This window comes from Crossiella sp. CA-258035 (genome assembly GCF_030064675.1).
In the GTDB taxonomy this organism is placed as follows: Bacteria; Actinomycetota; Actinomycetes; order Mycobacteriales; family Pseudonocardiaceae; genus Crossiella.
In genome coordinates this window covers 5,266,245-5,289,301 of the sequence record NZ_CP116413.1, presented here as the reverse complement: position 1 = coordinate 5,289,301, position 23,057 = coordinate 5,266,245, and the positions used below count along the sequence as shown (strand labels likewise).

Here is a 23,057-nt window from a genome sequence, read left to right as displayed (position 1 = left end):
CGCTCACCCCTTCCGGAACTCGGTGATGGCGGCCAGCACCTGCTCGCGCACCGCGGCGCGGGCGGCAGCGCTGGCGATGCCGTGCAGCTTGCCCGGCTCCACCCGCACCGACAGCGCGGGCAGCTCGCTGCGGTAGCCGGGCCCGAAGCGGCCGGTCATGGCGGTGTCGAAGCGGGGCCAGTCCAGGTCCTGCTCGCCGTAGACCACGAACATCGGCACGCCGGCCTCGACCGCCGGGGCCAGCTCGGCCAGGAACGCGGCGGTTTCCCTTGCCTCGCGGTCGGTCTCGGCCTCCATGGCCGTGGTCAGCGGCGGGAACAGCAGCACCAGCCCGTCGACCTGAAGTCCTCGGTTCACCGCGGCCAGCGCGCCGCGCGCGCCGAAGCACTCGGCCACCAGCACGATCCGGGACGCGCCCCGCTCGCGGAGGCAGGCCGCGGCGGTCTCGGCGGCCAGAGCCTGCGGGGAGCCGAAGTCGAAGGCGGCCGAGACGGTGCTCTCCCCGCTGCCCTGCTGGTCGATCCGCAGCGCGTGGTGCCCGGTGGCGGCCAGCTCGCGGGCCAGCGCGGTGCTCAGCCTGGCGTTGCCGAAGGCGGCGATTCCCGCGCCCTGCAAGAAGACCACCCCGGTGCCGTGGGGTTCGGCCACCGGTTCGGTGAGCACGGCGAAGAGCCGGTCCTGGCCCGCCTCCAGGAACAGCGGACGCTCGTGGTCGGTGCTCGCCTCAGGCATCGGCGCACCTCTCGCTCAGCCAGTCGGCGCAGCGCGCCACCAGCGCGGGACTGGGCTCGGACTGCTCGCCGACCAGCCACCAGTCCACCGGGGCGGACAGGTCCTCGATCTCGACGCCATCAGCGGCCAGCTCGTGCACCGGGGCGTTCTGCCCGGCCGCGCCGCCCACGGTGACCAGCAGCGCGCGCACACCGGCGAGTTCTTGCCCGAGCCGCCGCTCGCGCAGGCTGGCGTGGCAGCGGGCGGTGACCGGGTAGCCGAGCACGTCCACCGTCTCACCCTCGGCCAGCGCGGCGAAGAGTTCCTTGCTGCTGCGGCGATCCCGGTCCTTGAGCACCAGCTCCCGCATGAACCGGGTGCGGAATGCCTGCTTGAAGTAGTGGTCCGGTTCGGCGAAGGGCGCCAGGCCCAGCACCGCCGCGCCGGTGCGCGCGGCCACCGCGGCCGCCGGGTAGCAGCCGAGGCGGCTGCCGGCGAGGGCGAAGGGCGCGGAGCCGGTGTGCACGGACACCGCCGCGGCCACCCGTTCGGTGTCGGCGATCATCGTGGCCAGGTCCAGCTCGCCGTCGGCCCCGTCGCTGTGCCCGGTGCCGCGGTAGTGGAAGCGGGCGGTCACGATGCCGCGGGCGGCCAGCTCGCGCGCCAGCGCCAGCTCGGTGCGGGCGATGGCCAGCGCGTCGGTGAGCAGCGGCGGGCACAGCACCACCCCGCCGCGCGGCCTGCTGCCGCGCGGCAGGTGCAGGACGGTGAACACCCGGTCCCGCGCCGGGCCGAGGAAGGTCACCCGCTGCACGTCCCGCTCGTGCGCCAGGTCGACGGTCATACCGGCTGCCTGCTCTGCTGGAACAGCGCGGTCAGCTTGCCCCGCTTGGCCTTTCCGGTGGCCGTGCGCGGGATCTCCGGCAGCACCTCCACGTGCGCGGGCGCGAACTTCCCGTCCACCGCACGCAGTGTGTCCACAATGGACAGTGTGCGGTCGTCCTCGGCTCCGGCGACGAAGACCACGATCTGGTCCCAGGAACCGGCGCTGGGCACCCCGACCACAGCGAAGTCGGCCTCCCGCGGCAGCAGCGGGGCCAGCTCGTCCTCGATCACGTGCGGCGCGGTGCGCCCGGTCTCCAGGAACAGCAGCTCCTTCAACCGGCCCACCAGGTGGATCTCCCCGTCCGGGGCCACGTAGCCCAGGTCGCCGGTGAACACCCAGCCGTCCGGGTGGATGTCGTCCAGGCCCTCGCCCTCGCGCAGGTAGCGCAGCGGCGGCACGCCCTGGCGGCGCACCGCGATCTCGCCGACCTCACCGGCGGGCAGCGACTTCCCGTTGTCCACCACGCGGATCTCGGTGCCGGGCAGCGGGCGGCCGATGGAGTCCGGGCGCTCCGGGTCGAACACCTTGAGCCCCAGCGCGGAACCGGCCTCGGTGAGCCCGTACAGGCAGACCACCCTGGCCTTGGGGAAGGTCTCCATGGCCAGGCAGCCGACCTGCTTGGGCACCACCCCGCCGACGGTCTTGATCACCCGGACCTGGGCCGCCCACTCCGGGCCGATCAGCTCGGCGTGCAGCAGCAGCGCGCGCAGCGAGTGCGGGGTCATGTGCAGCTCCACCGCGCCGGTGCGCGCACAGGCCTCGATCAGCTCGGGCGGGCTGGCCGCCCACACGCTGGTGACCCCACGCGCCAGGTGGTGCAGGGCCACCCCGTGCACCCCGGCGGAGGCGGCGGCAGGCACCCCGCCGTGCGCGACCACCTTGGTCTGGCGCACCTCGCGGGAGGTGCTCATCGGCAGCGTCTCCAGCCACTGCTGGTGGGTGGAGGCCACCGGCTTCCAGGCCCCGGTGGTGCCGGAGGTGAACACCACGTCCAGCTCGCCGTTGGCCGCGGGCACCGGCGCCAGCTCCACCGCGGGTCCGCTCGCCTCGGCCAGCAGCTCGGCCACGCCCAGCACGCCCGCGCGGGCCTGCGGCGCGAGCACGTGCCGGGCGCCCAGCTCGGCGGCCGGGGCGAACTCCGGCTCCGGGGCCAGCACCGGCACCGCGCCCAGCCAGACCACGGCCAGGTAGGCGTGCAGGAACTCCGCCCAGCCCAGCTCCTTGGTCTCGATGGTCACCCGGTCGTCGCGGCGGATGCCGTGCTCGCGCAGCCGCAGCGCGGCCTGCTGGACCGCGGCCAGCAGCGCCCGCGCCGAGACATCCGGCCAGCCCGGCTGCACCAGCAGGGTCCGGTCCGGGAAGGCGGCCGCGATGTCAAGAAGAAGTTTCGGCAAGCCTGCCGGTTGCTCAGCCATGATTGACAGCTTCGCTTTCCGCTGCTTGAGCCTCGGTGAGCAATGACGCCCAGTGGTCGGCGAGTTCACCGAGGGTTTCCGATTCAAAAAACAGCGACAGCTCCACGCCGCGCCCACGAGTGGCGATCAGCCGGTCGTTGATGATGGCCGCGGTGAGTGAATCGCCACGCACATCGAGAAAGTGGTCATCCGGCTGGACTTTGTCACCCAGGATCTCCCCGACGGTGTCGAGAAGTTCCTGGCGATAGCTGTCCAACGTGTCGACGGTCGACAAGACAGTCCCCTCCGCAGTGCGACTAGCTGGGAAGATGGCAGGCTGGACGGGTGGTCGCCAGCACTTGTCGGGTGTTGCCGGAATTCGCGCACCTGGCGGTTGATTCGCCACCCAGACGGCTCAGCTGCGCGGGTCGTTCCGGTAACGACACCCCCTACGTCATTCGTACCACCGGCCCCGTCCTTGGTCAAACCAGATGTTTTTGTACACTTGCCGCACGGGCAGGTGAAGGATAATTCGCCGGGCCGGTTCGGCCACAGCCGTCCGCTACGGCAACATTTGGATCGTGGAAGTCCGGCACAACGGCCCGCACCGCGGCAGGCAGCCGGGATCCGGAACGGAGACACGTGAACGAGAGCACCCCCGCAGGCAGGTCCGGGCCGTTGAGCCACGGACAGCAGTGGCACTGGCTGGAACGGCACCTGCCGCACGAGCGCCACTCCTTCTCGCTGCCGCTGCTGGACTCCTGCCGCCTGCCGGCCGGGGTGTCCACGGCGGAGGTCCGGACCGCGCTGCGCACGCTGGTGCGCAGGCACGAGGCGTTGCGGACCACCGTCTCCCTGGACCGGCCGGAGCAGTTCGTCGGCGATCCGGATGAGCACCCGATCGAGCTGACCGAGGTCGCCGCGGACGGACTCGACGAGGCCGCCCTGCACCGGGTGGTCCAGTTGGTGCGCTGCACGGTGCCGGGCGAGGAGGTCCCCGCCTTCACCGGCACGCCCGCGGAGACCGCCGTGCACCAGGCGCTCTCGGCGTTCATCGGCACCGGGTTCGAGGTCACCACCGAGTGGCCGTGGCGGGCCATGGTGCTGCTGCGGGACGGCTCGCCGGTGGTGCTGGCGCTGTTCATGAGCCACCTCGCCGCCGACGGCTGGGCCATGGCGGTGCTGCTGGACGAACTCGTGGACCTGTTGCGCGGCAAGGAGCTGCCGCCCGCCCGGCACCACCCGCTGGACCAGGTCGCCGCGGAGGCCACGCCGCGCGCGCTGGCCGAGGCGCAGCGCTCGCACGAGCACTGGCTGGAGGTGGTGCGCGCGCACCCGCAGCACCTGCTGGCCGCCTTCTGCGCCGAGCAGGGCGGCGAGGCCAGGCACGCGGCGCGGCTGCGCTCGGCCGGACTGCTGGCCGACTGCCAGGTGGTGGCCACCCGGCACGGGGTGAGCCTGCCGGTGGTGGTGCTGGCCGCCTGGGCCTTCCTGATCGCCGAACGCACCGGGGCGGACCGGTTCTGCCTGGACGTGATCGTCTCCAACCGGACCACCGCGCGCACCCGCGGCAGCATCGGCCCGTACTCGGCCCCGGTGATGGTGCCGGTGCGCGCCGAGGCCGGGCTGGCCTTCGACGAGCTGGTCCGCCAGGTCTCCGAGGAGACCCTGCGCGGCTACCGGTTCAGCCGCTACGACCCCGGCGCGCTGCACATGGCCGTGCAGCGGCACGCCGCGCGCACTGGGGTGCAGCCGTTCTCGCTGCTGGACTTCAACTACCTGTCCTACTTCCCGGACACCGAGGTCGCCACCGGCGAGGACGAGCTCAGCGGCCACACCACCCCCGGCGCCTGCGGCTCGGTGTTCCTGGACATCGAGCCCGATGACGGCATGCTGCGGGTGGACCTCAACACCGGCGACCACCTGCTCACCCTGGACGACGCGCGGGACCTGTTGCGGCGCATGCGCGAGCTGCTGCGCGCGGCCGCCGCGGGGGAGGACCTCGCGGTGCCTGCCGAGCGGACCGGGGTGCCCAAGGAAGGCTGGGTGTTCCTGCCGGAGGGCTGGGCAGACCTGGGCCTGACCACCGAGGTGCTGGCCGCCTGCCCGGGGGTAGAGTCGGCCGAGCTGTCCATTGTGGACGACAAGGTGCGCGCCGAAGTGGTTGCCGCGGCGGAGCACACCCCGGCCACGCTGCGCCGGTTCGTGCTGGACCAGCTCAGCGAGCTGCCCGGCCTGCTCGCCCCGCACTGGTTCACCCTGCGCGCCGAAGCGGGTGGCCCGGTGCTGGCCGAGGGCGACGGGCAGGACCAACCGCCCCGGCCACCGGCGGATCCGGCCGAGCTGGCGCTGGCCGGCGCGGTGACCGCGGTGCTGCCGGAGGTCAACCCGGACCTGGGCCGCAGCCTGGCCGAGCTGGGCGCGCCGATGCTGGCCGCGCCGCTGGTGCTGGCCGAGCTGGCCCGGCGCGGGTACACCGGGCTGCTGGCCGACGAGCTGCTCGGCACCGAGTCCCTGGCCAGCCTGGCCGCCCGGCTGGAGCCGGTGGACTGACGGCACACCGCGGCCGGACCGGTCGGCCGACCGGTCCGGCCGCAGTGCGTTCAACACCGGATCAGGCCTCCGGCCCGGTGGGCTCCAGCACCGAGGCCGCGGCGAACTGGGTGGCCGCCAGCTGGCGGTACAGGTCGTCGTCGCTGATCAGCTCGCGGTGCGTGCCGCTGGCCCGCACCTTTCCGCCGTCCAGCACCAGGATCTGGCTCGCACTGGCCACAGTGGACAGACGGTGCGCGATCACCAGCACCGTGGTGGTGCCCGCGATGTCGGCGACCACCTCGCGCAGCGCGGCCTCGTTCACCGAGTCCAGCTGCGAGGTCGCCTCGTCCAGCAGCAGCAGCCTGGGGTAGCGCAGCAGCGCCCGCGCGATCGCGATCCGCTGCCGCTCGCCGCCGGAGAGCGTGGTGCCCCGGTGGCCGACCGCGGTGTCCAGGCCCTCCGGCAGCCGCCGCAGCAGGCTGTCCAGCCGGGTGCGCTCCAGCACCTGGCGGATCTGCTCGTCGGTGGCCTCCGGCGCGGCGAAGCGCAGGTTGTCCCGCAGCGTGCCGTGCAGCACCGGGGCGTCCTGCTCCACGTAGCCGATGGTGCGGCGCAGCTCGTGCAGCGGCCAGTCCCGGACATCCCTGCCGTCGATGGTCACCGAGCCGCGGTCGGCCTCGTAGAACCGTTCCAGCAGCGCGAACACCGTGGACTTGCCCGCGCCGGAGGACCCGACCAGCGCGGTCATGCTGCCCGCCGGCGCCAGGAAGCTCAGGTCGTTGTGCACCAGCTCGGTGTCCTCCCGGTAGCGGAAGCTCACCCCGGCGAACTCCACCGTCGCCGCGCCCGGCTCGCCCTGCGGCGCGGTCACGGTGACCGGCGCGGGTTCCTCCACCTTCAGCTGCTCGACGTCGCGGACCCGGCGCACCGCGGCCAGGCCCACCTGCAGCTGGGTGGCGCCCACGGTCAGCCAGTCGATCGGCCGGTTCAGGTAGTACAGGTAGAGCAGGAAGGCCACCAGCGAGCTGATCGGCAGGTCGCCGGAGAGCACCCGCGCGCCGCCGACGCCGAGCACGGCCAGGAAGGCCAGCTGGATGGCCAGGCCCGCGGTCATGGTGGCCACCGCGTGCCAGGCGGCCACGGTGTACCCGGCCCGCCGGGCGACGTCCACGTGCCCGGCGATCAGGTCGGTCTCCCGCGCCTCCGCGCCGCTGGCCTTGACCGTGCGGAAGGCGCCGAGGGTGCGCTCCAGGTCGGAGCCGATCTCGCCGAGCGCGGCCTGCGCCTGCCCGGTGGCCTTGCCGATGCGCGGCAGCACCAGCGCCTCGCACACCATCATCAGCACCACCACGCCCGCGGTGACCAGCAGCAGCACCAGGTCCATGAAGACCATCACCACCAGCGCGCCGATCAGCAGCAGCACACCGTTGACCGTGTTCGCCAGTGACTCCGCGGAGACCTGGCGCAGCAGGGTGGTGTCGGAGGTGACCCTGGCCATCAGGTCGCCCGGCCGGTTCTGGTCCAGCTCGGGCACCCGCAGCCGCATGATCCGGCCGACCAGGGACACCCGGACCCCGCGCACCACGTTCTCCCCGGTGCGCTCCAGCAGGTAGGTGCCGCCCGCGTGCAGCGCGGCGGCGAGCACGAACAGCACGGCCATCAGCAGCACCGGCCCGGTCAGGTCGCCACCGGCGCTGAGGGTGTCCAGCACCTCCTTGGTCGCCAGTGGGGCGGCCAGGCCGAGGATGCCGCCGAGGAAGCTGACCACGCCGCCCGCGATGAGCGTCCCGCGGTACGGCCGGACATAGCCGAAAAGGGTGCGCAGGGCGGACAGCGGTTTCTCCGGCCCTGCCGCGGCTGGGGCTGAATGCACGTGAGTTCCTCTCCGGACGATCAGGATGAAGTGGGGAGTGGCGAGCGGCCCCCCGCGGACACTACCGGCACCGCGAACCGATGTCGGCTCAATTCGAAAACCGGCGGAGTGCCAATCGGGGAAACTTGGAAATCAATGAACCGGCCTTGACATCGAGGCCGGTTGTGCAAGCCTGGATGGGCGAGAACGATTCCTGGGGGCATTGGGCTGACGACACTCCGCTCGTGGCTGTCCGGCACCCGCAGAACTTTGACTGGAGTGGCATCTGCATGTATCAGACTGCCCTGGTCACCGGTGCGTCCAGCGGTATTGGCGAAAGCTTCGCCCGAATACTCGCGGCACGCGGCTCTGACCTTGTCGTGGTGGCCCGCAGGACCGATCGGCTGGCCGTGCTGGCGAGTGAGCTGACCCACGAATTCAATGTCCGGGTCGAGGTGCTCACCGCCGATCTCGGGCGGCCCGAGGGAATAGCCAAGGTGTGCGCCCGGCTGGCCGATCCGGCGAACCCGGTGGACCTGGTGGTCAACAACGCCGGCGCGCCAGGGGCCAGCGCGCCCCTGCACGAGTGCGAGGCCGAGGACGAGGAGCTGACCACGGTGGTCAACTCGGTGGCTCCGCTGCGGCTGATGCACGCGGTGCTGCCGGGCATGGTGGCCCGCGGGCACGGGGGGATCGTGAACGTGGTCTCCAGCGCGGCGCTGCTGCCGTACTTCCTCACCAGCGCCAGCTACGGCGCCAGCAAGGCATACCTGCTCTCGCTCAGCGAGGCGGTCGCGATGCAGGTCAAGCCGCACGGGGTGCGGGTGACCGCGGTGCTGCCCGGCTACGTGCGCACCGAGATGACCGAGGACACCGAGGACGTGCCGAACTTCCTCTGGATCCCCAAGGAGAAGATCGTCGGCGACGCGCTCAAGGCGCTGGGCGCGGGCCGGTCCATGGTGGTGCCCGGCGCCTTCTACCGGGTGGTCGACGTGGTGTTCCGGTTGCTGCCGCGCCCGCTGGCGCGGGTGCTGGCCAAGCTGTTGGTGTGAGGAAGGGTGATGGAGATGGAGTGGGACGCCCGGTTCGAGGCCCTGCTGCGTGACGCGCTGGACGGCCTGCCCGAGGACGCGCCGCTGACCGGGCAGGCCGAGCTGGCCGCGCTGGGCCTGAGCTCGATCAGGGCGATGGCCCTGCTGGTCGCGCTGGAACGCGAGTACGACGTGGAGTTCGACGTCGAGGAGCTGGACGCGGACATGTTCACCAGCCCGGACAGCCTGTGGCACGCGCTGTCCGGGCTGGTGAGCACTACTGGTCACTGAGTCCACCCGCGGTGGCGGCCAGCGCGGATCCGCACAGCAGCTGGTCCGCCTCCGCCAGCGAGCCGAGCACCGCCTCCGCGCCGGGGAAGGCCGACCCCCTGGTCACCGGCCCCGGCACGGCCAGGCAGCGGATGCCCGCCGCCACCGCGGCCAGCACGCCGACCAGCGAGTCCTCCAACGCCACCGCCTCCGAGGGCGCCACCCCCAGCCGGGCCAGCGCCTCCAGGTACACCTCCGGGCTGGGTTTCGGCCGGGTCACCATGTCCCGGCAGACCACCACCTCCAGCGCATCCCACAGCCCCAGCCTGCGCAGCTGCGGCTCCACCCAGGAGGACGGCGAGCTGGAGGCCACCGCCAGCCGCACCTGGCCGCGGCGGGCCAGAATCGCGGCCACCCCCGGCATCGCGGGCATCCGCTGCACCGTGTCCCGGTGCCGTGGATGCACCCTGGCCAGCACCGCGGCCGGATCCGCCGCCCCGCCGGGCAGGCCGGCCAGCAGCGCCTCGCGCGCGCCGACCTGACCGACCAGCTCCCGGTAGGCGTGCTCGTCCAGGCTCAGCCCGTGCCGGGCGTACTCGGCCCGCCAGGCCTCGCGCAGGCTGCTCTCGGTGTCCAGGATCAGCCCGTCGAAGTCCAGGATGATCACTTTCGGCAGCATCAGGCACCCGCCCGCGCATAGCCGGTGACCTGCTCGGACAGCTCCGCCAGCGGGGCCGGGTCGGTGCCGAAGAACGGGGCGAGCAGCGCGTGCTGAGAGAGGAACGGCTTGCCGCGCAGCTGCCCGAAGAGCAGGTCGGTGAGGAAGATGACGGTGCCCTCCAGGATCGGCTCGTAGTCCAGGCTCAGCCAGGCGCCCAGCCCGATCCCGGTCCGTTCGCGCAGCTGGGCGCTGGTCCGGGCGTTGGCGATGAGCAGTTCGGCGGCCAGCTCGGCTGGCTGGTCCCGCTCGGCGAGCACACCCAGCACCGCGGCCAGCGTGTGCCCGGACATGAGCACGTCGTCGAGCACCCGGACCCGCTCCGCGCGCAGACCTGTCAGCAGCTCGGCCTCGGGCACCACCGCCTGGGTGGTCTGGCCGCGCTCGTTGAGCACCCGCCGCGGCCGGACCGCGACCACCTGGCCGGGTTCGGCCCGCAGCGGGGCCAGCTCGTGCAGCAGCGCGGGCCGCGCGCCGACCAGCACGCAGGCCTGGCCCTCGGGCACCTCGCGCTGCCGCTCCCACCAGTCGCGGAAGTCGGTGAAGGAGACGAAGCCGGTGCGGGCGGGGTTGGTCAGGGCCAGCCGCGCCACCGCCGCCCGCACGTGCTCGTCCGCGGCCACCTCGGCGCTGAGGTGGCCGAACAGCGGCAGATCGTTGACCAGGTGCAGGATCACGAGGAGGCCCGCACCGGGGTGAGGTCCAGGCGCAGCCGCTCCAGCCTCGGCTCGAAGACGTCCTCGAAGTCGACGTTGCGGTGCTTGTAGCACTGGAAGCAGGCGCTGTACCTGGGGTCCTCGGTCTTGTGCCCGGAGGCGTGCCATTCGCGCAGGCTGCGCCACGGGTCGCCGTTCCAGATGCGGTGGAACTCGTCCTTGGTGATGTCGCCCATGCAGGAGAACTTCATCATCGGGCCGATCAGGTGGTCGCAGTAGCCGACACTGCCGTCGTAGCCGACCGCGGCGTAGGACCACGGGTGGATGCAGAACGGCACCTCCTTCTTCAGCCCGACCGAGCGGCCGAAGGTGGTGCCCGCGTACAACCGCACGCCCAGCTCACCGGCCCGCCTGCTGGCCCGGCCGACCCAGAGGTCCACCTCGTCCTCCATGCCGACCAGCGCCTTGGGGTCGCCGGGGCCGAGGGTGACCTCGTTGAGCACGATCTGCGGCACGCCCACCTCGGCGGCGTACTCGACCAGCTCCACCAGGCTGTCCAGGGTGACCCGCTGCACGGTGGCCACCAGGCGCAACGCCTCGGCCGAGCCGTGCCGCTCGATCATCCCGGCCACCAGGCGGCGCAGGTTCTTGTCAATGACCTTCATGTTCGCCCCGGAACGGGCCTGGTCGACGACCTCCTGGCGGACCGCGTCCAGCGAGATGTCGATCATCGCGTTGTTCTCCACCAGCAGGTCGAACAGGCGGGGCCGGTTCAGCGAGAGGTTGGTGACGATGCGGCAGCGCGCCTGGTAACGGATGACCGATTCCAGGATTTCCTCGAAGTCCGGCGCGAGCAGGCTTTCCCCCCAGCCCCGGACGTCGACCATCTCGGCCGCCGGGAACAACAGGTCCGCGGTGCGCCGGAAGATTTCCCGGTCCATCTCCTTCTCGGCATAGCGAATCGACCGGGAACGGCACATGGAGCATTTCAGGTTGCAGCCCTGGGTGAGCTCGACCATCACGTACCGGGGCATGCTGTGGAGCTCGGCGCTGCCCAGCCGGATCTCCTCCAGGTTGAGCGCCGCGTTCTCCTTCTTCAGCGCCAGGTAGTCCACGACGGTGGTGTCAGACATTGTTCTCCTCGAATTCATGACTCAGGGCTGGCTGTCCCGGCCGGTTCTGTGCGGAACCGGCCGGATAGACTGCGCCCGTGACCGATCAGGATGGGGTGCAGCCGGAGTTGACGCGGATTTTGTTCTCGGCGTCGCAGGAATACTTCATGCCCGCCTCGCGCGGCCTGCGCGAGCTGGCGCCGGAGGGCAAGGTCGAGCGGCTCGGCCCCGACCTCGGCTGCCTGAGCACCACGGCTTCGCTGGCCGAGATCGCGCAGGCGGCCAGGGACAAGCCGGTGGTGTTCGTGCGGCACCTCACCGAGGAGCTGCGCCGCCTGCCCGCCGCTGGGGCCGGGCTGGACACGGTGGCCGCGGCCGCCCGCGAGCTGCTGGCCGACCGGCTGGCGCCGGGCGCGGAGATCGCGGTGCAGGCCTGGGCCAGCGGGCAGCGGCCGGTGGCCTACGGCTCGCAGGAGCTCTACGCCGCGCTGGCCGAGGAGCTGACCGGGCTGGGCCACCAGGTGTGCCGTTCGGGCGCGCCGCTGGTGCTCTCCGCGGTGATCTCCGACGCGGACGTCTCCCTCGGCCTGGCCGCCCCCGAGCACGCGCTCAGCGACTGGGCGGGCGGCCGGGTGCGGCTGGCCAAGCCGAAGGGCCAGATCTCCCGGGCGGAGTTCAAGCTGGAGGAGTTGTTCAAGCTGGTCGACCTGCCGCTGCCCAAGGGCGGCGCGGCGGTGGACCTGGGCGCCAGCCCCGGTGGCTGGACCCGGATCCTGCGCGAGCGCGGGCTCGAGGTCTGGGCGGTCGATCCTGGCGACCTGGACCCGAGCCTGCTGGCCGATCCGCTGGTGCACCACGAGCGGACCACGGCCGGCCGGTTCTTCGAGCGCACCCGCACCCGGTTCGCCCTGGCGGTCAACGACATGCGGATGGACGCGGTGCTCTCCGCCGAGGTCATGCTGGACGCGGCCGAGCACCTGCTGCCCGGCGCGCTGTGCGTGGTCACCTTCAAGGTGGGCACCTACAAGCCCTACGACACCGTGCGCGTGGTGCTCGACCGGCTGCGCCGCCGGTACGAGATCGTGGAAGCGCGTCAACTCCAGCACAACCGGCACGAGATCACCGTGGTGGGGCGGAAACGAGGCTGAGCCCGCGCGGGCGCAGCGCTTCCCGGTAGACCGCCAGCTGGCGGGCGAGGAACTCCGACGGGGCGTTGGCATGGGCTTGCTCCGCGCTCGGGGTGATCAGGGGGATCCGGTTGGCCGGGTCGGCCAGCCGCCGGATGGCCTCGGCCAGGCCGGCCGGGTCGCCGGGCTCGACGACCAGGCCGGTCCGGCCGTGCCGCACGGTCTCCGGCAGCGCGCCGACGCTGGTGCCGATGACCGGCATGGCCGCGGCGAAGGCCTCGGCCGCGGCCAGGCAGTAGGTCTCGGTCCAGGTGCTGGGGCAGACCATCACGTCGGCCCGCCGGAACAGCGCCAGCCTGCCCTGGCCGCGCACCGGCCCGTGGTAGGTGATCCGCTGGTCCAGGGCGGCCCGCTCGCGCACCAGGTCCGCCTTGACGCCCTCGCCGGCGATGTCCACCGCGATGTCCAGCTCCGGCACCCGGGCCAGCGCGTCCAGCAGCACCTCGACGCCCTTGTAGTGGTCCAGCCTGGCCACGAACAGGAACCGCGGCCGGGCGGGCGGTGCGGCCAGCCTGCGGGCGGCCAGCTCCCTCGGCGGTCCCCACTCGTGCGGCGCCGAGTTGGGCAGCACCGTGGCGGGCACCCCGGCGAAGTAGCCGCGGGAGGTGTAGGCGTTGAGTGCGAAGGCCGAGGGCGCGCACACGTGGTCCACCCCGGCGCTGATCCGCTTGTGCCGCTGGGTGATCGGCGCGATCGCCCGGGGCGGCCGGGAGTAGATCTTGTGCGGCAGGTCGGGCAGGAACGGGTCGAAGTCCCACAGCGAGAACAGCTCGTGCGTGGTCTGCACCACCGCCAGGCCGGGCCGCGCGGTGAGCACCCGCAGCGCGCTTGGGGTGAGCGTGCGCAGCATCTGCACGTGGCACAGCTGCGGCCGGAACCGGGCCAGCACCGCGGCCACCCGGCGGGCGACCCACGGGTTCTGCATGGCCAGCAACTGGTTCAGCGTGCGCACCGGCGCGCTGCCTGCCGGTCCGGGCAGTCGCGGCGGGCGGAGGCGGAAGACGGTGACGCCCTCGTGCCGTTCCACCGCGTCGGACTCGCCGAGGCAGAGCACGCCCACGGTGCGCCCGTCGGCGTGCAGCTGCCGGGCCAGCCGTTCGGTGAAGGACTGCGTGCCGCCGACGGTGCCGTCCTGGTAGTTGCCGTTGACCAGCAACACCCTGGACGGCCCGTCGGGGACGCGCGGCGCCTCAGTCACCGGCGGACACCGCGGCCCCGGGCAGGCTGAACCGGTAGTCCCAGGTGAGGATCTTCCGGTCGGTCTCCAGCAGCGCGGCGGGCCAGTGCCAGTGCCGCAGCACCAGTTCGCCGTCCACCGCGGAGAGGAAGGCGTGCTCGCACCGGGAGCTGAGGATCAGCAGGTCGCCCGCTTTGACCGGGCGCTCGTCGCCGTCCAGCGAGATGAACCCGCTGCCCTCCTGCACGAAGGTCAGCTGCCCCATCACCTCGTGCACCACCAGCGGGTGCGGGCTGTCCCTGGTGAGCACCTGGGGCGGCTCGCCCAGCTCGTCGAACATCTCGCGCAGCGAGGGCCACATCGGCTCTTCGATCGAAACCACCTGGTACATAAGGCTTATCCCATCTCCAAAGTTCCGCACACGTTGAGGGCCTGGCCGGTCAGCGGGCGGTCGTGCCCCTCGGCCAGCCAGCACACGACCTCGGCCACCTCGTCCGCGCTGAGCAGCCGGGACAGGCCGGTGGCCTTGGCCATCCGCTGCTGGTAGTCGGCGAGCTCCAGGCCGTGCAGCCGGGAGAGCTGGGCGCGGCCGGTCTCGGCCAGCTCGGTGTGCGCCGCGCCGGGGCACACCGCGTTGACCCGGATGCCGTCGGCGACCACCTCGGCGGCCAGGCTCTGGGTGAAGTTGAGCAGCCCGGCCTTGGCCGAGCCGTAGCCGTGCAGGTAGGCCACGCCCCGCCGCCCCGCGGTGGAGGCGACGTTGACCACCACACCCCGCCCGGCCGCCCGCATGCCGGGCAACACGGTGGCGCACAACAGCATCGGCGCGAGCAGGTTGAGCGTGAGGTCGGCCCGCAGCGTCTCGGCGCTCAGCTCCTCGGCTGGGCAGGGCAGCCCGCCACCGGCGTTGTTGATCAGCACCTCGGCGTGCGTCTCCCGCTCGCCGAGGTAGGCCAGCACCGCTGCCTGAGCATCCGCGACACCGTCCTCTGTGGACAGATCGCAGGGCAGGAAGTCCACTTCCTGCTTGGCCTGCGGCGCGGAGCGGCCCAGCACCAGCACCCGCCGCCCGGCGGCGAGCAGCCGGGTGAGCACGGCCGCGCCGATGCCGGTGGAGCCGCCGGTGAGGATGGTGACCGGGCTCATGCCACGTCCTCGATCCAGTTCCGCAGGCAGGCGGGCACCTCGTCCGGGTGGCACTCGATCTCCACCCCGACCGTGCCCGGGGTGGCGAAAGCCTCGCGCAGCACCGGGTCCACGTCCTCGGGGCGGCTGATCCGGAAGGAGCGCACGCCCATCGCGGACATCCACTGGGTGAAGTCGATCTTGGGCAGGCCGGTGCCGATCAGGTCGCCGTCGAAGTCCAGCTTCTGCCCCAGCCGGACCCGGCCGTGCGAGCGGTTGTTGAACACCAGCGCGACCAGGTTCGCCCCGTGCTCGGCGGCCACGGACAGCTCGGTGCCGTGCATCAGCATCGAGCCGTCCCCGGTGACCAGCACGGTGCGCCCGACCTGGCCGGAGAGCGCGAGGCCGACCGAGGCGCCGATGGCCCAGCCCATCGCGCCCAGCCCGACGTTGAGCCGCAGCCCGCCCGCCACCGGCGGCCGGTGCAGGGACAGCGTGTCCAGCCAGTGGTTCCCGGCATCCGGCACCACCACCGCCTCCGGGGGCAGGTACTCGCCGATCCGGCTGAGCACCCCGGACATGGACACGGTGTCGGCATACGGCAGCTCCTGCGCCGCCGCGGCCCGCGCCCAGCGCGCCCGGAACTCGGCGAGCCGTTGCGGCACAACGGGTTCCCGCGTGACGGGAACGGCGTCCAGTGCCGCGCGCAGCTCCGGCAGCAGGGTGCGCAGGTCGGCCTGCACCGCGACATCGGGCTGGTGCCGCAGGAAGAGCTGGTCGGGATCCACGTCCACCCGCACCGTGCGGGCCTTGGCCAGCAGCCCGGCCAGCGGGGCGGCGTAGAAGGCGGACAGGCTGGCGCCCAGGATCAGCACCAGGTCCGGGTCGTAGCCGGTGACGAAGGGCAGCAGGTCCGAACGCTGCCCTGGGCCGAGGTGGCCGAGGGCGTGCGCGCTGGCCGGGGACACCGCGGCCACCGCCTTGGTGGAGGAGAGCACCGGCGCGTCCAGCCGCCGGGCCAGCAGCTCGACCTCGGGCCCCACCCCGGCCAGCTCCGCGCCCCAGCCCAGCAGCACCAGCGGGCGGGCCGCCGCGGCCAGCTCCTCGGCCAGCCGGGCCACCCCGTCCTGGGCCTGCCCGCGGAAGGCGCTGGTCACCGCCAGCGGCGGCGCGCTCGCGGCCCGCTCCGGCAGCGCGGCGGCCTGCAGGTCGATCGGGATGCTCAGGTGCACCGGACCGCGGCGGCCGGAGAGGGCCAGCGAGATCGCGGTGTCGATCAGGAAGTCCGCGTTGGCCGCGTCCACGATCTCCAGTGACGCCTTGGTGATCGGGCGGAACAGCTCGGTCGGCGCGACGCTGCGGTCCAGCGAGTAGGACTCCAGGAACGCGCCCCGGCCCAGGCTGGCGGTGGGCGCCTGGCCGGTGACCACCAGCAGCGGGATGGAGTCGCGGTAGGCGCTGGCCACTCCCGGCACGCAGTTCACCAGGCCGGGTCCGATGGTGGCCAGCACCACGCCCAGGTTGCCGGTGGCGCGGCTCCAGCCGTCGGCCATGAACGCCGCGCCGGTCTCGTGCCGGGACAGGATGATGTCCGGCTTGCCCTTGAAGGTCTGCCAGATCGGCATCACGAACGAACCGGGCACGCCGAAGGCACGCGCGACGCCGGCCTCAGCGAGCCGCCGGTAGAGGTAGGAGTTGAGTTCCATGGCCACCCCTTTCCTGTGTGGTGGTGCGCGTGTCCAGCCGGGCCAGCTCGGTGCTGATGCCCTGGTAGCGGCCGAACCGGGTGATCTCGTGGTAGACCTCCCGGCCACGGGCGATGAGCCCGCGCGCCCGGCCCAGGCTCGGGCCGCGGCGCAGCATGGTCAGTTGGCGTTCGATCCAGGCCGCCTCGCGCAGCAGCCGGTCGATGTCGAAGACCGGCGGGAAGGCCAGCACCCCGTCCAGGGTGTCCCGCACGCCCAGCGGCAGGGTGTCCTCCAGGTCGGGGTGCCGCCGGACGAAGTGCACGGCGGAGCGGCCCAGCTGCTGCGCGCGGGCGTGCACCGCGGTGGGCCCGAGCTGCTTGTGGTGGGCCACCTTGGCCCCGCCCAGGTGGAACGGGATGCCCGCCTTCTCCGCGCGCCAGGCGAACTCCACGTCCTCGTAGCCGTAGTGGGTGAAGCCCTCGTCGAAGCCGCCCAGCGCCAGGAACTCCTCGCGGGACATGGTGAAGGAGCAGGAGACGAAGTCCCGGAAGGAGAGTCCGGTGCGCGCCCTGGCCCGGTAGGTGGTGCGGAAGTAGGCGGGCACGTCGTAGAGGTGGGTGGCCAGGCTGACCTTGGTGCGGGCCGGGAAGACCACGTCGGCCATCACCACGCCCGGCCGCTCGCCGTTGCCCAGCGCGGCCACGGTGTTCGGCCCGGGATCGATGTCGGAGTCCAGGAACAGCAGCCGGGGCGCGGCGGCCAGCGCGGCGCCGACGTTGCGCGCCTTGGCCTGCGCGCCGTCGGCGACGTACTCGTAGCGCACCGGGAACGGCCACTCCCGCTGGCGCAGCCACCGGTAGTTGAGCCTGCGGCCGTTCTCCACCACCAGGACCTCGAACTCCGGCGCGCCGGTCTGCTCGCCCAGCTTGCCGAGCAGCCTGGCCAGGTCGTGCCGGCGGGCGTAGACCGGCACGATCACCGAGCAGGCGGGGCGGGCGCTCACGGCTGGCCCAGTTCGGTCGCGATCTCGGTCAGCGCCGCCACCAGCTGGTCCAGCTCCTCCTCGGTGCCGACGGAAACCCTGATGTGGCGCGGGAAACCCATGTCCGCGCAGGGCCGCACCAGCACGCTGCGCTGTTGCAGCTCCTGGCTGACCAGCAGCGCGTCCCAGTCCAGCTCGCAGTGCAGGAAGTTGGTCACGGTTGCCTGCGCCCGGATCCACGGCAGGTCCTCGATGGCGGTCAGGAAGTGCGCCATCGCGGCCCTGGTGCGCGCCCGCACGGTGTCGGCGAAGGCGGTGTCGCCCAGGCTGGCTTCGGCCGCGGCCAGGGCGTAGCGGTTGACGTTGTAGACGGTGACGTGCTTGACCCTGCGCAGCCGGTCTGCCAGCCCCGGCGAGGCCAGCGCGTAGCCGCAGCGCAGCCCGGCCAGGCCGTGCAGCTTGGAGAAGGTGCGCAGCACGATCACCGGCGCGCCCTTGCGCACGTGCTCGGCGGCGCTGCGGGCCTGGTCCGGTTCGGCGAAGTCCATGTATGCCTCGTCCAGCACCAGCAGCGAGCCGCCGCGTTCGGCGGCCTCCACCAGCACGGCCACCTCCTCGGCGGTGAGCACGGTGCCGGTCGGGTTGTGCGGGTTGCACAGGAACGCGGTGATCGGCCGGCCGCGCAGCGCGGCGGCCACCGCGGGCACGTCGATCCGGTTGCCGCGCAACGGAACGGTCAGCCGCCGGGCGCCGACGGAGTCCACCGCGGACCAGTGCCCGGGGTAGGTGTTGCCGGTGACCATGCCGATCGCGTCGCCGGTGAGGAAGGTGACCGCGCAGAACAGCAGCAGCTCGTCGACCCCGTTGCCCACCACCACCTGCTCGGGCCGCAGCCCGTAGGTCTCGGCCACCCGGCCGGCCAGCGTGGCCGCGGTGGCGTCGGGGTAGCGGTGCGCCCGGCCCGCCTCGGCGGCGATCGCGGCCACCGCGGCGGGGGAGGGACCGTGGATGCTCTCGTTCTGCGCCAGGCGGATCACACCGGGCAGGTCGAAGGTCTGGCTGCCGGGGGTGAACGGCGGCAGCGTGCAGCGTTCGAGCATGGCGGTCGAGCCCGGTGCGGGCAGCTGCTGGTCGGTGCTGGTCATCGGTGGAACCCCTCAGCGTCGATGGTTCAGGTGCCGGATGCGCCCGCGCGTGCCCTCGGCACGGCGGCGGGCCACCAGGCCTCGGCGGCGCCCAGTGCCGCCTGCCAGTCCGTGCCCTGCGGGAACAGCACGGGCAGCTGGGACCGGTAGTGCGCGGCGGCGGCGAGCTTGCGGGCCAGGTGCGCCGGTTCCGGCGTGGTGCACGCGACCGGGTGCGGGTCCTGTCCGGTGAGCGCGTAGGGCAGGTCGGCCCACAGCGTCAGTGGCAGGTCCGCGCGGGCGCATTCCTGGCGTACCACCGTGGTGGTGTGCCGGTGGTCGACGTGCCCGCCGATGCCCGCGCAGGTCCAGACCTCCGCCGGGGCCAGCTCCTCGAGCAGTCCGGCGATGGCCGCACCCAGCTCGGCCCGCAGTGCCTCCTCGGCCGGCAGGCCGGGATCGAGCACCGCGCCCGGCCGGTCGTGCAGCGGCCGGCCGTCGACCCACCGGTAGACCGCGTCCGGGAAACCGAGGTGCCGGGGCACCGCGCCGAGCTCGGCCAGCGCGGCGAGATCTTCCAGCCTGCGCTGGGCAACGGCGTCCTGGCCGAGGCCGCAGTGCCGGTGGAAGGCCGCCGCCCCCGGTGGCACCGGGAGGTCCGGGTCACCGGCGAACAGCGTGCAGACCACGACCTGCCAGCCCTGCTCGATCCGGGCGGCAATTGCCGCGCCGACGGAGAGAACGGCGTCATCCAGATGTGGTGAGAACGCAAGCAGCAAACGATGTCTTGGTAGCACTCAGTGATCCCCCCAGAGGACACGATTGCCATTCACTCTTACTCGACCTCGGCGGGTTGTCCAGTTCCCGATCGGACCCGCGTCACCCCTTTCAGGCTGAGCTTTACCCAGTACGGGTGCGATTCCGGACACAAACCGCGTGGAAAGGCGGTTAATTCACAGCGTTGTTGAAGGGGGATACCTGCCCGTACTTCCTTCCGTAGCGCGGTCTTGCACGGATCGTGACCAGGATCGGCCAGCAGAAAAATGAAGTTCTGGCTAGTTCTGCATTGCCAGTGGTGGTCGATGTGTAGTAGTCGCGCGGCGCGCGAGCGGCGCTGCGGCCTCCTGCAAGACAGTGGCAACAGCCCTTTGGGGCAGGTATCCTCTGATCCGACGGGTACGGACCACTGGGGGTTTCTGCTGGTCACACTGGGGTTTGGCTAGAGCAGCGCTCGCATCCGCGTGGCGCAGACCTGGGGTAGTTGAATCTGCAACGGCTTGCCGGAGCGCCCGAGAGACGGGCGCTGATTCGGCCTGCCCGCGGACGATGGCCCCGGTATTGACGAGCTGACGTCTTGCCGGCTCGGAGGTATGTCGCGCATTTCGCGGCGCTATCGAGAAAATGTATTCGCGGTGAATCCGGGTCCGCCGGATGATGACCAGTGCACGGCTGAGCGAGGAGATTTCCGTTGAGTGCCGAATTCCGGTCGGGGCCGCTGAGCTGGGCCCAGCAGTACCACTGGCTTGAGCAGCAACTCGATCCGAGTGAGCGGTTCCTGTCATTGTCCCTTTCGTTGTACCAGCACGTTCCGGTGCCCGAGGGGCTGGACCGGGCGGCGGTGCTGGCGGCATTGCGTGAACTGGTCACCAGGCACGAGGTGCTGCGCAGCCTGTTCCCCAGCGCCGAGCCGGTGCAGCGGGTGTGCGCGCCGGACGTGCCGCCCGTGCTGGAGTCCACTGTGGACGGTGACAGGACGGCCATCGCGGCCGAGCTGACCGGTGATGAGTTCGACCTGGACACCTCCTGGCCGTGCCAGGCCGTGCTGTTCGGCCCGGCGGCGCACCCGAGTGGTGTGGTGCTGGCCCTGCACCACATCGCGGTGGACGGCTGGGGGGCGCAGCTGGCCGCCACCGAGCTGGCCGAGCTGCTGGCCGCCGCCGCGGCGGGCCGCCCGGCCGAGCTGGCCGAACCGCGCTGGCACCCGCTGGACCAGGCCGAACGCGAGAGGACCGGCAATCAGAAGAGCGCACAGCGGGTGCATGAGCACTGGCTGGAGCTGATCGCCTCGATCCCGGCCAACACCCTCGCCCCGTTCTGCGGCGGGATTCCGGCCGGCCACAGCCACCTGGTCACCCTGCGCTCGGCCTCGCTGGCCACCGCGCTGCGCACGCTCGCCGAGCAGCACCGGGTGAGCCCGGCGACCGTGCTGACCGCGGCACTGGCCCGCCTGGTCGCGGCCCGCACCGGCGAGCACCGGGTGACCATGGACACCGTGGTGGCCAACCGGTTCGACCAGGCGACCGAGCACAGCGTCGGCTGCTACGCCCTGCTCGGCCAGGTGGTGCTGGAGGCCGACCCGGCGCAGGACCTGCCCGCGCTGTTCCGGCCCGCCTACTCGGCCAGCCTGCGCGCCTACAAGCACGGCAACTACGACTCGATCGCGCTGCTGGCCGCGGAAGCCCGCGCGACCTTCGACCGGGGCGTCTCGGCGCGCGCGCCGCTGGAGGTCAACTACCACCCGTACCACGAGGACGACGAGGCCGAGGTGCCCGCGGCGGACGAGCTGACCGAGCAGACGGTGCCCGAGCCGGCCGAACAGCTCTACCTGAACATCCACCCCGGCAAGCAGGTCGTGGAGATCTCGCTGCGCGCGGCCGACCACCTGCTCACCCTGGCCGAGTCCAGCCAGCTGCTGCACGCGCTGGCCGAGGACGTCCGCGCCGCCGCCGGCCTGACCCCGCCGCGCGCGCCCGAACCCGCGCCGCCCGTCCAGCCCGGCTGGACCAGGGCGGGCCGGGACTGGGTCAACACCGAGGCCACCGCGGAGGCCCTGCTGGCCGTGCCCGGCGTGCTGGCCGCCGAGGCGCACGTGGCGGGGGAGCAGCTCGTCGCGGAGGTGCTGACCACCGACCCCGAGCTGGACCCGGCCGACCTGCACGGCCACCTGATGGCCGAGCTCCTGGTCAACCCGCTGGCCGCGGCCCCGCGCCGCTACCGGCTGCGGCTGGCCGGGGAACACACCCCCGGCTGGCGCGAGCTGCCGGTGACCAAGGACGGCGACGGCCGCCGCAGCCCCGCCGGTCGCGAGCTGACCCCGGAGGAGGCCATCCTGACCAAGGTCCTGGAGGCTCGGTACCCGGACCGTACCTTCGACCTGGCGAACTGCTTCGCCGGCAACGGCGGCAACCTGGCCGACGCGCCCGCCCTGGCCGAACAGCTGCGCGCGGCCGGACTTGAGGTCTCCACCGCCCAGTTCCTGCTGCCGCTACCGCTGAACGCGATCGGACCGGGCTAGACCAGGAACCGGTAGGCCGTGCTGCCCGGCGCGACGTGCTGGATCCGCAGCGGGGACTCCTTCATCCGGCCCCACAGCCGGTCGTAGTCCTCGGCGCGGCTGATCTCGATGCCGACCAGCGCGGCCCCGGTCTCCCGGTTGTCCCGCTTCTGGTACTCGAAGAGCACGATGTCGTCGTCGGGCCCCAGCACGCCGTCCAGGAAACGGCGCAGCGCACCGGGTTCCTGCGGGAACTCCACCAGGAAGTAGTGCTTGAGGCCGCGGTGCACCAGCGAGCGCTCCACCACCTCGGCGTAGCGGCTGACATCGTTGTTGCCACCGGAGAGCAGGCACACCACCGTCTCGTCGGGGCCGATCGCCACCTCGCTGCACAACGCGGCGGAGGCCAGCGCCCCGGCGGGCTCGGCGATGATGCCGTCCACCTGGTAGAGGTCCAGCATCTCGGTGCACACCGCGCCCTCGGCCACCGTCACCAGCTCCGCGCCGCAGTCCCGGACCATCGGGAAGCTCACCTCGCCCACCCGGCGCACCGCCGCGCCGTCGACGAAGGAGTCCACCTCCGGCAGCGTCACCGGCCCGCCACTGGCCAGCGCCGCCGTCATGCTGGCCGCACCCAAGGGCTCGACCCCGACCACCCTGGTCTCCGGGCAGTGCGCCCGCAGCCAGGCCCCCACTCCCGCGAGCAGCCCGCCGCCACCGACCGGCACCACCACCACATCCGGCGCGCCACCCAGCTGCCGCACGATCTCCATGCCCACGGTGCCCTGCCCCGCGATGGTCCGCCGGTCGTCGAAAGCAGGCACCAGCACCGCGCCGGTGGCCGCCGCGTGTTCCTGGGCCAGCGCGGCCGCGTCGTCGTAGGTGTCCCCGTCCACGACCAGCCGCACCCGGCCCTGCCCGAGCGCGGCGATGCGGTCCCGCTTCTGCCGCGGTGTGGTCCGCGGCACGTGCACCTGCCCCTCGATGCCCAGCCGCCGGCAGGCGTACGCCACGCCCTGCCCGTGGTTGCCTGCCGAGGCGCACACCGCCCCCGCCGCGGTGAGCTCGGTCTGGGCCAACAGGTTGTACGCCCCGCGCAGCTTGTAGGAGCGGCCGACCTGCAAGTCCTCCCGCTTGAACCACACCCGCGCGCCGGTCCGCTCGGACAGCCGCTGGTTGACCTCCAGCGGCGTGCTGCGCGCGACGTTCGCCAGTCGCGCGGCGGCCGAGGAAACCTCATCAACGAAGGACATGGAGACGCATTCTTCCGTGCGCGGGCTGACGGGTGCTGCTCGGGCATCGTCCATTGTGCACCCACGCCCGGCCGCCCCATGC

21 protein-coding genes are annotated in these 23,057 nt (G+C 72.5%); 5 read left to right on the top strand and 16 right to left on the bottom strand.

Annotated features, from left to right (window positions below; genetic code table 11):
* Window positions 1–3 precede the first annotated feature (3 nt).
* The 4 genes from N8J89_RS24215 to N8J89_RS24200 are packed head-to-tail and all read right to left on the bottom strand — an operon-like array spanning window position 4 to window position 3,286.
* The gene (locus N8J89_RS24215) at window positions 4–732 is read right to left on the bottom strand and encodes an alpha/beta hydrolase (protein ID WP_283659294.1); all 729 of its coding nucleotides are present in this window, start codon (window positions 730–732) and stop codon (window positions 4–6) included.
* A complete protein-coding gene (locus N8J89_RS24210; RefSeq protein WP_283659293.1) occupies window positions 725–1,555 on the bottom strand; it encodes a serine aminopeptidase domain-containing protein in 831 nt (276 codons plus the stop codon). Before N8J89_RS24210 ends, N8J89_RS24215 begins: the two co-directional genes overlap by 8 nt.
* A complete protein-coding gene (locus tag N8J89_RS24205; RefSeq protein ID WP_283659292.1) occupies window positions 1,552–3,012 on the bottom strand; it encodes a class I adenylate-forming enzyme family protein in 1,461 nt (486 codons plus the stop codon). Before N8J89_RS24205 ends, N8J89_RS24210 begins: the two co-directional genes overlap by 4 nt.
* Window positions 3,005–3,286, bottom strand: a complete 282-nt coding sequence (locus tag N8J89_RS24200; protein WP_283659291.1) for an acyl carrier protein — start codon at window positions 3,284–3,286, stop codon at window positions 3,005–3,007. The genes N8J89_RS24205 and N8J89_RS24200 overlap by 8 nt, the downstream gene beginning before the upstream one ends.
* A gap of 347 nt (window positions 3,287–3,633) precedes the next feature.
* Between N8J89_RS24200 and N8J89_RS24195 the strand changes: the two genes are divergently transcribed.
* A complete protein-coding gene (locus tag N8J89_RS24195) occupies window positions 3,634–5,544 on the top strand; it encodes a condensation domain-containing protein (protein WP_283659290.1) in 1,911 nt (636 codons plus the stop codon).
* Window positions 5,545–5,605: 61 nt separating this feature from the next.
* Here the strand turns inward: N8J89_RS24195 and N8J89_RS24190 are convergent, their stop codons facing one another.
* Window positions 5,606–7,399: an ABC transporter ATP-binding protein gene (locus tag N8J89_RS24190; RefSeq protein ID WP_283659289.1), complete on the bottom strand. Its 1,794-nt coding sequence runs from the start codon at window positions 7,397–7,399 to the stop codon at window positions 5,606–5,608.
* A gap of 80 nt (window positions 7,400–7,479) precedes the next feature.
* Here N8J89_RS24190 and N8J89_RS24185 point away from each other — a divergent pair, with 80 nt between their 5' ends.
* Both N8J89_RS24185 and N8J89_RS24180 read left to right on the top strand, forming a co-directional pair.
* The gene (locus tag N8J89_RS24185; protein WP_349497402.1) at window positions 7,480–8,430 is read left to right on the top strand and encodes an SDR family NAD(P)-dependent oxidoreductase; all 951 of its coding nucleotides are present in this window, start codon (window positions 7,480–7,482) and stop codon (window positions 8,428–8,430) included.
* 15 nt (window positions 8,431–8,445) lie between these two features.
* Window positions 8,446–8,700 carry a phosphopantetheine-binding protein gene (locus N8J89_RS24180; RefSeq protein WP_283659287.1) on the top strand — a complete coding sequence of 85 codons (255 nt, stop codon included), beginning with the start codon at window positions 8,446–8,448 and terminating at the stop codon, window positions 8,698–8,700.
* Here the strand turns inward: N8J89_RS24180 and N8J89_RS24175 are convergent.
* Genes N8J89_RS24175 through N8J89_RS24165 form a run of 3 tightly spaced genes read right to left on the bottom strand, consistent with a single transcriptional unit; the run spans window position 8,687 to window position 11,186 of the window.
* Window positions 8,687–9,358, bottom strand: coding sequence for an HAD family hydrolase (locus N8J89_RS24175; RefSeq protein WP_283659286.1), 672 nt, complete (start codon window positions 9,356–9,358; stop codon window positions 8,687–8,689). The genes N8J89_RS24180 and N8J89_RS24175 overlap by 14 nt on opposite strands.
* Window positions 9,358–10,074, bottom strand: a complete 717-nt coding sequence (locus N8J89_RS24170; protein WP_283659285.1) for a hypothetical protein — start codon at window positions 10,072–10,074, stop codon at window positions 9,358–9,360. The genes N8J89_RS24175 and N8J89_RS24170 overlap by 1 nt, the downstream gene beginning before the upstream one ends.
* Window positions 10,071–11,186 (bottom strand): radical SAM protein, encoded by a 1,116-nt coding sequence (locus N8J89_RS24165; protein WP_283659284.1) that lies wholly within the window; start codon window positions 11,184–11,186, stop codon window positions 10,071–10,073. The genes N8J89_RS24170 and N8J89_RS24165 overlap by 4 nt, the downstream gene beginning before the upstream one ends.
* A 77-nt stretch (window positions 11,187–11,263) precedes the next feature.
* On the opposite strand from N8J89_RS24165, the gene N8J89_RS24160 reads away from it, so the two are divergent.
* Window positions 11,264–12,313: an SAM-dependent methyltransferase gene (locus N8J89_RS24160; protein ID WP_283659283.1), complete on the top strand. Its 1,050-nt coding sequence runs from the start codon at window positions 11,264–11,266 to the stop codon at window positions 12,311–12,313.
* On the opposite strand, the gene N8J89_RS24155 is transcribed toward N8J89_RS24160, so the two are convergent.
* From N8J89_RS24155 to N8J89_RS24125, 7 genes are read right to left on the bottom strand one after another with little or no spacing between them, the layout of a single operon-like run.
* A complete protein-coding gene (locus N8J89_RS24155; RefSeq protein ID WP_283659282.1) occupies window positions 12,285–13,550 on the bottom strand; it encodes a glycosyltransferase in 1,266 nt (421 codons plus the stop codon). The genes N8J89_RS24160 and N8J89_RS24155 overlap by 29 nt on opposite strands.
* Window positions 13,543–13,920 (bottom strand): cupin domain-containing protein, encoded by a 378-nt coding sequence (locus N8J89_RS24150; protein ID WP_283659281.1) that lies wholly within the window; start codon window positions 13,918–13,920, stop codon window positions 13,543–13,545. Before N8J89_RS24150 ends, N8J89_RS24155 begins: the two co-directional genes overlap by 8 nt.
* A gap of 5 nt (window positions 13,921–13,925) precedes the next feature.
* Window positions 13,926–14,675, bottom strand: a complete 750-nt coding sequence (locus N8J89_RS24145; protein WP_283659280.1) for an SDR family NAD(P)-dependent oxidoreductase — start codon at window positions 14,673–14,675, stop codon at window positions 13,926–13,928.
* Window positions 14,672–16,360, bottom strand: a complete 1,689-nt coding sequence (locus tag N8J89_RS24140) for a thiamine pyrophosphate-binding protein (protein ID WP_283659279.1) — start codon at window positions 16,358–16,360, stop codon at window positions 14,672–14,674. Before N8J89_RS24140 ends, N8J89_RS24145 begins: the two co-directional genes overlap by 4 nt.
* Window positions 16,323–17,345 (bottom strand): glycosyltransferase family 2 protein, encoded by a 1,023-nt coding sequence (locus N8J89_RS24135; protein ID WP_283659278.1) that lies wholly within the window; start codon window positions 17,343–17,345, stop codon window positions 16,323–16,325. Before N8J89_RS24135 ends, N8J89_RS24140 begins: the two co-directional genes overlap by 38 nt.
* The gene (locus N8J89_RS24130; RefSeq protein ID WP_283659277.1) at window positions 17,342–18,469 is read right to left on the bottom strand and encodes a pyridoxal phosphate-dependent aminotransferase; all 1,128 of its coding nucleotides are present in this window, start codon (window positions 18,467–18,469) and stop codon (window positions 17,342–17,344) included. The genes N8J89_RS24135 and N8J89_RS24130 overlap by 4 nt, the downstream gene beginning before the upstream one ends.
* Before the next feature lie 26 nt (window positions 18,470–18,495).
* A complete protein-coding gene (locus N8J89_RS24125; protein ID WP_283659276.1) occupies window positions 18,496–19,227 on the bottom strand; it encodes a PIG-L deacetylase family protein in 732 nt (243 codons plus the stop codon).
* Between the two features lie 689 nt (window positions 19,228–19,916).
* Here N8J89_RS24125 and N8J89_RS24120 point away from each other — a divergent pair.
* Window positions 19,917–21,743 carry a condensation domain-containing protein gene (locus N8J89_RS24120; protein WP_283659275.1) on the top strand — a complete coding sequence of 609 codons (1,827 nt, stop codon included), beginning with the start codon at window positions 19,917–19,919 and terminating at the stop codon, window positions 21,741–21,743.
* Here N8J89_RS24120 and ilvA read toward each other — a convergent pair.
* Complete coding sequence (gene ilvA, locus N8J89_RS24115) at window positions 21,740–22,975, bottom strand: threonine ammonia-lyase IlvA (protein ID WP_283659274.1); 1,236 nt, start codon at window positions 22,973–22,975, stop codon at window positions 21,740–21,742. The genes N8J89_RS24120 and ilvA overlap by 4 nt on opposite strands.
* Window positions 22,976–23,057: the final 82 nt, after the last annotated feature.

Bases quoted from the DNA above. Each gene is read 5' to 3' on its own strand.
- N8J89_RS24145 (WP_283659280.1), bottom strand. From the start codon at position 14,675: ATGAGCCCGGTCACCATCCTCACCGGCGGCTCCACCGGCATCGGCGCG.
- N8J89_RS24185 (WP_349497402.1), top strand. From the start codon at position 7,480: ATGTCGGCTCAATTCGAAAACCGGCGGAGTGCCAATCGGGGAAACTTG.
- N8J89_RS24165 (WP_283659284.1), bottom strand. From the start codon at position 11,186: ATGTCTGACACCACCGTCGTGGACTACCTGGCGCTGAAGAAGGAGAAC.
- N8J89_RS24130 (WP_283659277.1), bottom strand. From the start codon at position 18,469: ATGACCAGCACCGACCAGCAGCTGCCCGCACCGGGCTCGACCGCCATG.
- N8J89_RS24210 (WP_283659293.1), bottom strand. From the start codon at position 1,555: ATGACCGTCGACCTGGCGCACGAGCGGGACGTGCAGCGGGTGACCTTC.
- N8J89_RS24180 (WP_283659287.1), top strand. From the start codon at position 8,446: ATGGAGTGGGACGCCCGGTTCGAGGCCCTGCTGCGTGACGCGCTGGAC.
- N8J89_RS24140 (WP_283659279.1), bottom strand. From the start codon at position 16,360: ATGGAACTCAACTCCTACCTCTACCGGCGGCTCGCTGAGGCCGGCGTC.
- N8J89_RS24205 (WP_283659292.1), bottom strand. From the start codon at position 3,012: ATGGCTGAGCAACCGGCAGGCTTGCCGAAACTTCTTCTTGACATCGCG.
- N8J89_RS24150 (WP_283659281.1), bottom strand. From the start codon at position 13,920: ATGTACCAGGTGGTTTCGATCGAAGAGCCGATGTGGCCCTCGCTGCGC.
- N8J89_RS24175 (WP_283659286.1), bottom strand. From the start codon at position 9,358: ATGCTGCCGAAAGTGATCATCCTGGACTTCGACGGGCTGATCCTGGAC.
- ilvA (WP_283659274.1), bottom strand. From the start codon at position 22,975: ATGTCCTTCGTTGATGAGGTTTCCTCGGCCGCCGCGCGACTGGCGAAC.
- N8J89_RS24215 (WP_283659294.1), bottom strand. From the start codon at position 732: ATGCCTGAGGCGAGCACCGACCACGAGCGTCCGCTGTTCCTGGAGGCG.